The sequence below is a fragment of the Corynebacterium singulare genome, from assembly GCF_000833575.1.
Taxonomy (GTDB): domain Bacteria; phylum Actinomycetota; class Actinomycetes; order Mycobacteriales; family Mycobacteriaceae; genus Corynebacterium; species Corynebacterium singulare.
Window position 1 is genome coordinate 1,282,487 of record NZ_CP010827.1, and the last position, 12,093, is coordinate 1,294,579.

At 60.1% G+C, this 12,093-nt stretch carries 11 protein-coding genes; 8 read left to right on the forward strand and 3 right to left on the reverse strand.

Features of this window, described 5'->3' with window-relative positions; all coding sequences use genetic code 11:
* The first annotated feature begins 30 nt into the window (after positions 1–30).
* Entirely contained in the window at positions 31–1,086 is a 1,056-nt protein-coding gene (locus CSING_RS05935) for an NAD(P)-dependent alcohol dehydrogenase (protein ID WP_042530576.1), read from the forward strand.
* A gap of 204 nt (positions 1,087–1,290) precedes the next feature.
* A complete protein-coding gene (locus CSING_RS05940) occupies positions 1,291–2,703 on the forward strand; it encodes a YkvI family membrane protein (RefSeq protein ID WP_042530578.1) in 1,413 nt (470 codons plus the stop codon).
* Here CSING_RS05940 and CSING_RS05945 read toward each other — a convergent pair.
* Complete coding sequence (locus CSING_RS05945) at positions 2,700–3,389, reverse strand: LysE/ArgO family amino acid transporter (protein ID WP_042530580.1); 690 nt, start codon at positions 3,387–3,389, stop codon at positions 2,700–2,702. The genes CSING_RS05940 and CSING_RS05945 overlap by 4 nt on opposite strands.
* Before the next feature lie 70 nt (positions 3,390–3,459).
* Between CSING_RS05945 and CSING_RS05950 the strand changes: the two genes are divergently transcribed.
* The 6 genes from CSING_RS05950 (at position 3,460) to CSING_RS05975 (ending at position 9,753) form a co-directional block, all read left to right on the forward strand.
* Positions 3,460–4,344: a LysR family transcriptional regulator ArgP gene (locus CSING_RS05950; protein WP_042530582.1), complete on the forward strand. Its 885-nt coding sequence runs from the start codon at positions 3,460–3,462 to the stop codon at positions 4,342–4,344.
* Positions 4,345–4,372: 28 nt separating this feature from the next.
* Entirely contained in the window at positions 4,373–5,404 is a 1,032-nt protein-coding gene (locus tag CSING_RS05955) for a DoxX family protein (RefSeq protein ID WP_042530584.1), read from the forward strand.
* Between the two features lie 93 nt (positions 5,405–5,497).
* Positions 5,498–5,935 carry a hypothetical protein gene (locus CSING_RS05960; protein WP_042530585.1) on the forward strand — a complete coding sequence of 146 codons (438 nt, stop codon included), beginning with the start codon at positions 5,498–5,500 and terminating at the stop codon, positions 5,933–5,935.
* Complete coding sequence (locus CSING_RS05965; protein WP_042530587.1) at positions 5,932–6,252, forward strand: transcriptional regulator; 321 nt, start codon at positions 5,932–5,934, stop codon at positions 6,250–6,252. Before CSING_RS05960 ends, CSING_RS05965 begins: the two co-directional genes overlap by 4 nt.
* Before the next feature lie 83 nt (positions 6,253–6,335).
* Positions 6,336–8,543, forward strand: a complete 2,208-nt coding sequence (locus CSING_RS05970) for an acyltransferase family protein (RefSeq protein ID WP_042530590.1) — start codon at positions 6,336–6,338, stop codon at positions 8,541–8,543.
* Positions 8,506–9,753: a glycosyltransferase family 87 protein gene (locus CSING_RS05975; protein ID WP_052471392.1), complete on the forward strand. Its 1,248-nt coding sequence runs from the start codon at positions 8,506–8,508 to the stop codon at positions 9,751–9,753. The genes CSING_RS05970 and CSING_RS05975 overlap by 38 nt, the downstream gene beginning before the upstream one ends.
* Here the strand turns inward: CSING_RS05975 and ilvD are convergent.
* Entirely contained in the window at positions 9,687–11,540 is a 1,854-nt protein-coding gene (gene ilvD / locus CSING_RS05980) for a dihydroxy-acid dehydratase (RefSeq protein ID WP_042530592.1), read from the reverse strand. The two genes, CSING_RS05975 and ilvD, sit on opposite strands and share 67 nt — an antisense overlap.
* A 2-nt stretch (positions 11,541–11,542) precedes the next feature.
* The gene (locus CSING_RS05985; protein ID WP_042530594.1) at positions 11,543–12,076 is read right to left on the reverse strand and encodes a PH domain-containing protein; all 534 of its coding nucleotides are present in this window, start codon (positions 12,074–12,076) and stop codon (positions 11,543–11,545) included.
* Positions 12,077–12,093: the final 17 nt, after the last annotated feature.

Sequence of the window (12,093 nt, forward strand, 5' to 3'; positions counted from 1 at the left end):
GTCAGGCGGCCACGGAGTACCGTGGTCGCCATGACTATTCAAGCGAAAGTACTGCAGAAAACCGGACCCACTGAGCCTTTCAAGGTCGTAACGATTGAGCGCCGCGACCCCCGCGCCGATGACGTCGTCATCGACATCAAGGCGGCCGGTATCTGCCACTCCGATATTCACACCATTCGCAATGAGTGGGGAGAGGCGCACTTTCCGCTCACCGTCGGTCACGAGATTGCTGGTGTGGTGTCCGCCGTGGGCGCGGACGTCACTAAGTTTAAGGTCGGCGACCGCGTAGGCGTTGGCTGTTTGGTGAACTCCTGTGGTGAGTGTGAACAGTGCCAGGCCGGTATGGAGCAGAACTGCCTCAACGGCAACGTCGGTACCTACAACTCCAAGGACGTCGACGGCACCATTACCCAGGGTGGCTATGCCGAGAAGGTTGTCGTTAACGAGAACTTCGTTCTTTCCATCCCGGATGCCCTTGATTTCGACGTGGCCGCACCGCTGTTGTGCGCAGGCATCACGACGTACTCCCCGCTGGCTCGCTGGGATGTCAAGGAGGGCCAGAAGGTGGCCATCGTGGGACTCGGTGGCCTCGGCCACATGGGTGTGCAGATCGCAGCCGCCAAGGGGGTGGACGTCACCGTCATTTCCCGCACCTCCCGCAAGGCCGAAGAAGCGAAGGAGCTGGGTGCGTCCCGAACTTTGGCAACCACGGAGGAAGAGGACTTCTTCAAGAACCATCGCGGCGAGTTTGATCTGATTCTGTCGACCATCTCTGCTGAGTACGATCTCGAGGCCTACTTGGGCATGCTCAAGCCGCGCGGCATCATGTCCGTCGTCGGCCTTCCGCCGGAGGCGCTTCCGCTGCGTCTGCGCAGCATCGTCGGCGGCGGCAAGGTTCTGACCGGTAACAACATCGGTGGTATCGCAGAAACTCAGGAGATGCTTGATTTCTGCGCTGAGCACAACCTCGGTGCGGTCATTGAAAAGGTCGGCGTCGATGAGGTTGATGACGCTTACGAGCGAGTTGTAGCCGGCGATGTGAAGTTCCGCTTCGTTATTGACACAGCAACTTTCGCCGACCACTAAGACAGGCAGCCCTGGTGTGACCTATGCCTACGGCTGCGGTGACTTTGCTCATGCATGAAAGTAAATTGGAGCAAAATCTCGGTTGCCGGATACTGGCTTTCTTATCTGACCCGCGTACCGTGGGATTAGTCCTTCGCCATACTTCTGACGGGAGGTATGGCGCGTTTTTATTCCCTCAAGAACTAGATAAGAAGATAGGAAAACGTGTCGTACAAAAACGTCGTGGGCATTGCCCTGTCCTTTATCGGCCTGCTCGTGGGAGCGGGCTTCGCTACAGGCCAGGAGGTTGTCCAGTACTTTACGTCCTTCGGAATCAACGGTATCTGGGGCATTGTTGTTGCCGGCCTCGTGATGACTCTGGCCGGAACTGTGTTTCTGCAGCTGGGAAGCTACTTCCACGCCAATGAGCACAACCAAGTGTTCCGTAACATTACTCACCCGTTTATTTCGCGCATTCTCGATATTGCGGTGATTCTCACCCTGTTCGCCGTGGGCTTCGTCATGCTCGCTGGTGCCGGATCCAACTTGCAGCAGCAGTTTGGTTGGCCCGCGTGGATCGGCTCGCTCATCATGCTCGTCATGGTTCTCGTGGCCGGCATGCTGGATGTGGATAAGGTCTCGCAGGTCATCGGCATGCTGACGCCGACTATCATCATCGCCGTTTTGTTTGCCGGCGGCTACACGCTGATGCACATGCCGGCTGATGTTTCCGCTGCCATCGATGCTTCTGCTGCAGTAGAGTCCCCGATCTCCAACTGGCTGGTCTCCGCCCTCAACTACAACGGTTTGGCTCTCATCCTCGCAGTGTCCATGTCCCTGGTTATTGGTGGCGATAACATCTCTCCACGTGAGGCGGGCCTCGGTGGCATCGTGGGTGGTGCCGTCTACGCGCTGCTCATGGGTATCGCGGGATTCACCCTGCTCATGAACGCGGAGGACGTTGCGGGTTCTGACATCCCGATGCTGACCCTGGTGGACAATATTCACCCGACGCTCGGCGTCATCATGGCCATCATCATCTACCTGATGATTTTCAACACGGCCATCGGCATGTTCTATGCGCTGGGCAAGCGTTTGTCTTCGGGCAATGAGTCTAAGTACCGCATCATTTTCATCGCTGGCTGCCTTGCCGGTTTCGCGGTTTCTTTCGCGGGATTCAAGTCCCTCATGCAGTACGTTTACCCGGTGCTGGGCTACATGGGCATCGTCCTCGTGGTCATCCTGGTTATTGGCTGGTTGCGTACGCTGAGCACCATCAAGGATGAGGGGCTGCGCCGCGAGCGCATCCGTGCGCTGCTGCATCTGAAGCTGCACCCGGACACTGATTATGATGCCGAGCGCTATGACGACGAAATCGGCCAGCAGATTGCTGATTCCAATGTGGACGATGAGGCTCTATTCGAGGACCTCGTTTCGGAGGTCGTCGAGGAGCTGCACTCCGATGACGACGTGGACTTCGACAAAGAGGAGTGGGAGGAAAACCGTAACGATCACTCCTACTACACCGAGCGCGACGCCGTGGAGCAAGACCGCAGCGAGGAAGAAATCAAGGCGTGGGTCGAGGAAACCGGCGCCGTGGGCGACCCCACTGAGGACGATGAGGCTGCCAAGAATTAGTGCAGTAGCAGCTTGGCGGTAAGCCCCAGCATGACGAAGCCGATGACGATGTTGACTATGCGCCACGTCATCGGCTTCGCCAGTACGTGGGACAGCTTGTAGGCGCCGAAGCCGAGGGAGGGGAACCAGACGGCACTAGCAAGGACAGCGCCTGCGGCAAAGATCCAGCGCTGATCGCCGTACTGGTTAGCAATACCGCCGAGCATCACGAGGGCATCGACATAGGCCAGGGGATTGAGCCAGGTCAGGGCCATTGCGCCCATGACCGGCTTGACCCACGACGTTGAGCGCATCCGGGGGCGGATCTTTGTCAGCACGGAGCCGCCCGGAGCTGTGGAGTCTCCACCGTTGGCTTCTACTGAGGCGGCAACGGGCTCGCTCTTGTGAACGACCAGCGCTTCCTGTTCTTTCTTAAACGCATCACGGAAACAGGTGAATCCGAAGTAGATGAGGTAAGCCGCGCCGAGGTATTTCACCACGGTCAGCGCAGTGGGGAAGCGCTCGACAAGGTAGCCCACGCCGGCGGTTCCGGCGTTGATGAGGATGACGTCGGAAAGCAGGCAGGCCAGCAGAATCGCGCCAACATGATCCCGTTTGATGCCCATCTTGATGATGTAGGCGTTCTGCGGTCCGATGGCGATGATGAGGGACAATCCCAGCGCAAATCCTGCGAGCACTACTGACATGGCATTAAGTGTGCGGGGAAACGCATATGAAGTCCAGTTAAGTGTTCTACAGTTGGTTTAAAATAGCTTCATGAACCCGCTCCACACCGAAACTCTGCTGGCCATTGTTGACGAAGGCTCTTTTGAGGCCGCCGCAAGTGTGCTAGGAATCACACCCTCGGCCGTCAGTCAGCGCATCAAAGCCCTTGAGGTCTCCACCGGGCGTATCCTTTTGCGCCGCGGCAATCCCGTGACCGTGACCGAGGCAGGGGAGATTGTGGCCCAGGCGGCGAGGCGTATGGCGCTTGTTCAGGCAGAGGCTGATGCCCGCCTCACAGCAAGGCTTGCGCGTGTGCCGTTGACCGTGGCTATCAACTCTGATTCACTCGCCACGTGGTTCCAACCCGTGATTCAAAAGACCGCCGCGCGTGGAGAGGCTGCCTTGCGCATTCGTATTGAGGATGAGGCGCGCACGTTGGCTATGCTGCGACGAGGCGATGTTTTGGGTGCGGTGACCCGTGAGCAGACTCCGGTGTCAGGCTGCGAGTCAACGTACCTGGGGACGATGCGGTATTTTGCGGTGGCCGCGCCCAGCCTGGCGGAGAGTTTCGAGGACTGGGATACCCTGCCCATCGTTGGCTTTGGTCCGAATGATGCGACCCTCGATGATGCGATGCGCGAGCGCTTCATTGACTCCCGAGTTCTGCGGGCCCGGGTGTCGCAGATTCCCTCGTCAGAGTCCTATGTTGAGGCCGTGCGCTATGGGCTGGGCTGGGGGCTCGTGCCGCGCTTGCAGGCACAACCTTTGTTGAACTCAGGGGCGCTAGTGCTTCTCGACGACTTCCCCCTCGACATCGACCTCTACTGGCAGCGCTGGCGTCTGGAATCTGAGGTGTTGGCGGACCTTACCGGAGATGTTCTTGCCGCTGGTCGTGCGGTTTTAGCTTCGCGCCGCGCCGACGAGAATGCACCATAAGCTCGCCATACTGGCTTAAGTTGGAGGCATGAGCGATAAGACTCCAGATAAAGCATTCGGCATTGATGACGATATTCCCACCTACACCGGCTCTAATTCCACTTCTGGGACTGGCTCCAATTCTGTGAAGGCGAGCGAGGCTGCCGTAGAATCTGCAGCTGAAGGCAAGCCTGAGCCCAAGAAGAGCCGTCTTTTTCAGCGCGCTGGGCGCGCGGAGCCAAAGGTGATTAAACCTAAGCCTGCTGAGACTGCCACCACTTCTTCTACCACTCCCGCCACCGAACCTGGTGCTGATGCTAGGACTGAGGCTTTTGAGAGCCAGTCTTCGGATTCCCTGTCTTTCGACAGCGCTGCTGCGGACCGCACCGCGGCAGTAGATTCGACGAATGCCGAGACCACCGCGTTCCCGCGGGCAGAGGCCACCGCTGAGGCTACTGCGATGCCGGAGGCGGCTACGCACGACGAGGTTCCGAGCACTGTTGCTGTCGCCGACTCGGACGTTGAGCACGATGCCACCGAGACAACAGAGGAGCCGAAGCCGGCACGCCGCGGCACCATGGACTTTGGCCTTCTGTTTGTGCGCTTGGCTCTAAGCATCTACCTGCTTGTGGCAGGTGCCTCCACTTTCTTCAAGCTCGGCGGCAACGAGGGGCTGGCGGGACTGGAGAGCGAGTACGGCGAGTACGCCATGGCAGCAGCGCTGGCCATCGGGGTTCCGACGGTTCAGCTTATCGCTGGTGCCTTCCTCCTGCTTGGCCTCGTGACCCCGCTGGCGGCCATGTTCGGCCTCATCGTGACCGGCTTTGACGCGATTCACGGTCTTAATGCTTCCGGTGATGGCCTCGATGTCTTTGCGTGGAACGAGAGTGTCTGGCTGGGTCTTGTCCTTTTTGTCATCGCAGTAGCCCTGCAGTTCACTGGCCCGGGCTTTATCTCCCTCGACTTCAACCGCTCCTGGACGCGCCGTCCGTTGGCGACTTCCTGGGTGTTTGTGATTATTGGCGTCGCAGCGCTCGTTGCCATTTGGTGGTTTGGCGCCGGTGTTAATCCGCTGAACTAAACACGTCCACGCACCCACCTTGTTGTTTTCCATTGCGTAAAGTAAGTTGATTTCCGTAATGGAAAACAAGACGTGGAAGGGTGAAGACAGCACATGGTGGACCAGGATATTCAGGACGCATTAGCGTTTGAGGAACAACAGCAGGCGGCCGCAGCGAAGCGGCCGCCCATCTGGGTGAGCCTGCTCGTGGCTGCGGCCTACGGCGCCTGGTTCGCCTACATGTGGATTCAGGTCGATGTCCACCCGCTTGTTCTCGTGGGCGGGCTTCTTCTCGTTGTTGGCCTCCTGGTGGGGCTGGCCTTCTTTTACCGCTCAGGGGTGCGGGATTCGATGCGGCAGAAGGTGGATCCGAATGCTGGCCGGAGTGTCAGCTGGCGCTACTTTGCGGGCGTAGGTTTTATGATTCTGCCGACGCTCTTCACTCCCTTCGTCGAAGGACACGTTGTTGCCTCGTGTATCGCGGGTGTTCTGTGTGCCGCGGCGGCCTTTTGGACGCTGCACACCCGCGCGATGGATCGGATGCCGCGATGAGCGGACTTGATCCGGCTATCCACCCGCTCAACCGCTTTAAAATCTGTGCCACGCTCAACGCCTTCGGGGCCACGCAGGGCGGTGAAGTTAACCGTGAGATGAAATTTGCCGTGCTGCGTGACCGTACGGAGCTCTCGGACGCCACCTTGTCCAAGCAATTGGGGGCTCTAGAACAGGCCGGCTATGTGACCCGCTTTCGGGAATACGGTGCTAGCCGTGCCAAAGACTCGGTGTGGGTTGCGCTCACGGAAGAAGGTAAAGCTGCTTTCGACGGTCACCTGGCGGCGCTCAAGGACTTGGCTGGGGACCGAATGTGAACGCAGTCCTCGATGCGTCAGCGGTCCCGCGCATCATGGCCGATGACGGTTTTAGAGCCCACATGTCCTAGGCTTTAGGGTCTATGCCGAAATCATCGACCTATCGTACAGACATCGACGGCCTGCGCGGCTTGGCCATCGCGCTGGTCGTGTTCTTCCACGTCTTCGTGGGCAAGGTCTCAGCGGGCGTTGACGTCTTCCTTCTTATCGGCGGTGTCTTCTTCTTCGGCCCCCAAATCCGCAACGCATTCAACCCTCAGGGGCTAACCCCAGTTCAAGTGGTCATTCGGATGCTGCGTCGACTCTTTCCGGCACTCGTGGTCACTGTCACTGTCACATTAGCGCTGGCTCTCCTTGTCTTCCCGCCAACGCGGTGGGGAAGGGAAGGCAGAGAAGCGCTGAGCTCGTTAGCCTATGTCCAGAACTTCGCGCTCTCGGCTGCCGGGCAAGATTACGCGGCCATCGGCCAGGACGTAAGCACGTATCAACACCTGTGGTCCATGTCGGCCCAGCTGCAAATCTATCTAGGATCCCTACTGGTCATTTTCCTGTGCGCAGGCGTGTACCGGCTGTGTGGGGGCCACGGTGGTGATGTCCAGGGCATCAATTCACGCGTCGCCCCTTGGGGGCTGGGAATTGCTACGCTGGCCAGCTTCTTGTACGCGATTTACCTGCATGGTGTTGACCAAGGCACAAACTATTATTCGCCGCTCAGCCGTTTCTGGGAGATTGGTCTTGGCGGGTTGCTGGGGCTGTGGCTGACGCAGCCCGGAACCCACCGCATGGCCGGGGCTGCTGGGGCTGGTCACCGGCGGACTGACTGGAGCCTTGTTGGCCTAGCACTCATCCTGGCCACCGGCATGGTCATGGATGGCGCACAGCAGTTTCCCGGCCCTGCAACGTTGATGCCGCTTGCGGGGGCGGCTCTCGTTATCGTCGCGGGACCCTCCTCCCGCCTCGGACGGGTTCTGACCACCGCACCTTTCCAATTCTTAGGGCGTATTTCTTACAGTCTCTACCTGTGGCACTGGCCATTGCTGGTGTTGGTGACCTATCTACTCAGCGGGGGAGAGTCCAACCGTGACGGTATGGGCATTCTCGCTGCCGTCGGCACGACTCGTGGACTTTTGGCGGGCACGGGCGTCATTATCCTCTCGGTGGTGCTTGCCTGGCTCACACTGCGCTTTGTGGAGGTACCCACTCGGCAGAAAGCTAAGCCCGGAGAGCGCTCTTGGCTGCCAGGGCGGTTAGTAGGTACGGAAAAGAGGGCGTCGGCAGGCATCGCGGCGCTGACTGTAGCAGCTGTAGCGCTGGCCGCATGGGCACAGCCTCCTGCGGTATCAGATTCCACCGCGAGCGTGAGCGAGAGCGACATTCTTGACTACCCAGGCCCCGATGCTCTCTTGAAGAGCGTTGAAGTCCCTCCGCGGGATCCTGTGCCGAGCGCACGCAATCCGATCGAGTCTTTTTACCCGACCACGCATACCGATGGGTGCACAGCGCTTTATGAACATGAGGAGCCGATCCTGACGCGACAGTGGAACACCGAGGACACGCTGTGCGCTTACGGTGACGTAAATTCCGCTCGCACGATGTACCTGTTTGGAAATTCACACGCGGACCAGATGCTGCCGGCCCTGGATATTGTGGGCCGTGAACAGGGGATTCGAATCATTCCGATGGTGAAGATGGGCTGCTTCCCAGGCGGTGAGCCTAAGCGTTCCGATGGGCACGATTACCCAGAGTGCGCCGTCTGGAGCGAGGCTGCTCTGGACTACATGGAGGCCAATCCAGCGACGGAAGGCGCCTTCCTCATTTCTACCCAGCCAGCGCCAGGAACCATGGGGCCCGAGCAGACTCCCGAGGGCCTGCGTACGGTGGTCGAGCGCCTCAACGGTGCAGGCATGCCAGTGTGGGGTTTGCGCGACACTCCCTGGCCACACACTCCGGCAGGCCCTTTAGATGTGCGTGACTGCGTGGCCGCGCGCGGATACGTTGCAGGTGATCCTCTGCTTGATTGTGGCGTGGAGCGAGACGACTCACTGCTGCCTGAGAATCCTGCCGTGAACACACTGGCTGGATTGGATGTCACTCACCTTGACCTCACAAACGCCATGTGTGGTCCAGACCGTTGCCCCGGCGTTATCGGCAACGTGATGGTTTACCGCGATTCTTCGCATCTCACCAACATGTTCGCAGCCATGCTGAGTGACGAGCTAGAGCACCAAATGTACGGTGGTACGCTACCTAGCGATGAACCTGTTGAAGAACCTGCTTCCCCCGGCCTCTGACCCTGATTGGCGTGTCCCGGCAGTCCGGATGCTCTATTGTGTCGCCGGCGTTATGGTATTTGCTGCCGTAGTGTGGTCCCCAGCTGGGACCACGGGATCCGATTTTGACCCCATCTGGAACGCCGTGGACAAGTACGTCCATGGCCGGCCGGTCTACGATGAGGACTACTCCACGCTCGATCCCCACTACCTGTACTCACCTGGGGCAACATTTCTTCTCGGCCCAATCGGCTGGCTGCCCGGCCGGGACATCGCACGCACCATCATGATGTGGTTGGGCGCGGCCTCCATCTTCATTGCGCTATGGCTGCTGGCTGCCTCCGTTGCGGCGCGTTATCGGGGCCGTGTCTTCGCCGTGCTGGTCATCGTAGCTTGCACTTTCGACGAGCCAGTAAAGAGCACGCTGAGCCTGACCAATATCAACGGCTTCCTCTTCCTCTTGCAGGTGCTTTTTGCGCTGTTAACCATCAAGCTGCTGGCACGCGGTTGGCGTGCCAGCCTGAAGTCCTGGGAGGCGGTCGCAGCAGGCGTTATTCTGGGCGTGGCCATGACCATCAAGCCACAATTTCTGGCGTTGGGTGTTGTATCGCTGCTATCCGGCCATATCACCGTGCTCGTCGTGGCCGGAGTGTTCATGGTGGGGGTCTTCGCCGCTGGGTGGTTGACAATGTCCCAACCGCAGGATTACCTCAACCGTTTGCTGCCCTACCTGGGGCAGGCCCGCGACTATAACAATGGTTCCATCGAAGGCGTGGGCCGGCAGCTGGGCTGGTCGGAAGGAGCCATCACAGGCGCAACCGTGGCTTTCCTCGTCGTGGTGGGGCTAGCGTTGGTGGCACTGTGGCGCTACAAGCGCGAGCAACCGGTGGTGTGGGTGTACTGCTCGCTCGGTGTTCTTTTCGCCGGAGTTCTCATGACTACTGGGCTCATGCAGGGCTATTACTGCATTTGGCTGCTGCCATTGATAGCTACGGTCGTTATCCCCGGCAGCCCAGCGCGGACCCTGCTCATCGTCGTGGTGTGGTGGTGCCTTGTTGCCAGTGCTGCGCCGCCCGAAGACTTGTGGGCACCAGCGGAAGCTATTATCCGCTGGCGCTCGTCCTTGGCCTGGGTGACGCTGCCGCTTATTATGGCCGGGATGGCCTACTGGACGTGGCCATCCACGACGCGCACTGCACCGCGGTCAGCTGAGGTTGCCATGTTGGCGTAGGCACGCAGCGCCTTGGTAACTGGGCGTGTACGGTCCTTCGGTGTCCATGGCTTCTCGCGCTGCTCCTCGGCGGCGCAGCGGCGTTCAAGGACGTCGTCGTCCACGTCGAGGGTGAGCTGACGCTCGCGAATGTTGATGGTGATGGGATCGCCATTTTCTACGAGGCCGATGAGACCGCCGTGAGCGGCTTCCGGGGAAATGTGGCCGATGGACAGGCCAGAGGTGCCGCCGGAGAAGCGCCCATCCGTAATCAAGGCGCAGGCCTTGCCTAGGCCGGAACCCTTGAGGAAGGACGTTGGGTGCAGCATCTCCTGCATGCCCGGTCCACCGGCAGGGCCCTCGTAGCGGATGACGATGACATCGCCGGGCTGGACTTCTTTTTTGAGGATGATGGACACGGCTTCTTCCTGTGATTCCACGACGCGGGCAGGGCCGGTGAAGGTCCACAGTTCCTCTTCCACTCCCGCGGCCTTCACGATGGCGCCGTTGGGGGCTAGGTTGCCGCGCAGGACAACGAGGCCTCCATCGGAGGAGAAAGCATGCTCAGCGTCGTGGATGCAGCCATTGGTAGCATCCGTGTCGAGTTCATCCCAGCGGTTGGACTGGGAGAAAGGCTCGGTGGTGCGCACGCCGCCGGGGGCCGCGAAGAAGAGCTCGCGGGCAGCGTCGGTTGCCTTGCCGCCGCGGATATCCCAATCATCGAGCCACTGCTCGGCATTGTCATAGAGCGCGGTGTGGACTTTCATGTTCACGTGGCCGGCGCGGCGCAGTTCGCCCAGGATGGCGGGGATGCCGCCGGCGCGATGCACGTCCTCGATGTGATAGGTGCCGTTGGGGGCCACCTTGGACAGGCAGGGCACGCGGTAGGAAATCTCGTTGATGTCCTCCAAGGTGAAGTCCACTTCGCCCTCCTGCGCGGCGGCAAGGGTGTGGAGGATGGTGTTCGTGGAACCGCCCATGGCCATATCCAACGCCATGGCGTTCGTGAAGGCTTCCTTCGTGGCGATGGAGCGCGGGAGGACCGCGTCATTCTCTTCGCCGTAGTAGCGCTGGCACATGGCCACGATGGTGCGTCCGGCGTCCTCGAAGAGGCGACGGCGGAAAGCGTGGGTGGCCAGCGTGGTTCCGTTTCCCGGCAGGGCCAAGCCGAGTGCCTCAGTGAGGCAGTTCATGGAGTTGGCCGTAAACATTCCGGAGCAGGAACCGCAGGTGGGACAGGCAGATTCTTCTACCTGTGCGAGGCCCTCATCGGAGACGGCATCGCTTGCCGACGCCGTGATGGCCGTAATCAGATCCGTCGGTGCATGAGCCACGCCATCGACGACAACGGCCTTACCGGCTTCCATTGGGCCGCCGGAGACGAAGATGGTGGGGATGTTGAGGCGCAGGGCCGCGTTGAGCATGCCTGGGGTGATCTTGTCGCAGTTGGAGATGCACACGAGGGCGTCGGCAGTATGCGCGTTGACCATGTACTCGATGGAATCGGAGATGATCTCGCGCGAGGGGAGGGAATAGAGCATGCCGCTGTGACCCATCGCGATGCCATCATCCACGGCAATGGTGTTGAATTCCTTCGGCACGCCGCCGGCTTCGCGCACGGCATCAGCGACGATGTCACCGACGTTCTTCAAGTGCACGTGCCCAGGCACAAACTGGGTATAAGAGTTGGCGATGGCCACGATGGGCTTGCCGAACTCGTTCTCTTTAGTGCCGGTAGCCCGCCAGAGAGCGCGGGCGCCGGACGCTTGGCGGCCGACAGTGGTGACTTTAGAGCGCAGCGGGTACATGTTTAGTCCTTCAGTTCGGGGTGTTTATCGAGGTATGCGGCGTATTCCTCCTTGGAGAGGAGGACTTGCTGGCCGTCGCGGTGGACAATGACCACCTTGTCATCGGCGGCGTCGCGTCCAGCGGTGAGTGCATCGGGGATGCGTCCCTGTGAGGATTTAGCCAGACGGGGAAGGGAGTTGAATGTCACGCCAGGGAGGTTGACGTTGTCGCCGCCTGCGGTGCGGGCAAAAGCGCGGGAGCGCTGGAAGCCAATTCCTTTAAAGTCGTTCCACACAATGTCCTTCGGGCCGCGGAAACCGTAGGTGGTGTGGATGCCTGCGGCGTCCACGGTGGTGCGGGAACGAAGGACCCACCAGATGCCCAGTGCTGGGAAGATGAGGATCCAGAAGAGGTACTTCGGCGCCCAGCCGATGCTGAGCAGCGCGATGGCGGCGAGGAGCCCAATTCCGAGGAGGTGTTCGCGGGTGGGCTTGAACGTTTCGGCCGGGGAGTGGTCGGCGCGGAGGGATGCGTTCTGCGGGTGTGAGGACGTCATAGTGGGCCATCGTAATT

Excerpts from the sequence above, each read along its gene's own strand:
- CSING_RS05985 (WP_042530594.1), bottom strand. The coding sequence starts at position 12,076 with ATGACGTCCTCACACCCGCAGAACGCATCCCTCCGCGCCGACCACTCC.
- CSING_RS05960 (WP_042530585.1), top strand. The coding sequence starts at position 5,498 with ATGGTGGACCAGGATATTCAGGACGCATTAGCGTTTGAGGAACAACAG.
- CSING_RS05945 (WP_042530580.1), bottom strand. The coding sequence starts at position 3,389 with ATGTCAGTAGTGCTCGCAGGATTTGCGCTGGGATTGTCCCTCATCATC.
- CSING_RS05965 (WP_042530587.1), top strand. The coding sequence starts at position 5,932 with ATGAGCGGACTTGATCCGGCTATCCACCCGCTCAACCGCTTTAAAATC.
- CSING_RS05935 (WP_042530576.1), top strand. The coding sequence starts at position 31 with ATGACTATTCAAGCGAAAGTACTGCAGAAAACCGGACCCACTGAGCCT.
- CSING_RS05955 (WP_042530584.1), top strand. The coding sequence starts at position 4,373 with ATGAGCGATAAGACTCCAGATAAAGCATTCGGCATTGATGACGATATT.
- ilvD (WP_042530592.1), bottom strand. The coding sequence starts at position 11,540 with ATGTACCCGCTGCGCTCTAAAGTCACCACTGTCGGCCGCCAAGCGTCC.
- CSING_RS05970 (WP_042530590.1), top strand. The coding sequence starts at position 6,336 with ATGCCGAAATCATCGACCTATCGTACAGACATCGACGGCCTGCGCGGC.
- CSING_RS05950 (WP_042530582.1), top strand. The coding sequence starts at position 3,460 with ATGAACCCGCTCCACACCGAAACTCTGCTGGCCATTGTTGACGAAGGC.
- CSING_RS05975 (WP_052471392.1), top strand. The coding sequence starts at position 8,506 with ATGAACCTGTTGAAGAACCTGCTTCCCCCGGCCTCTGACCCTGATTGG.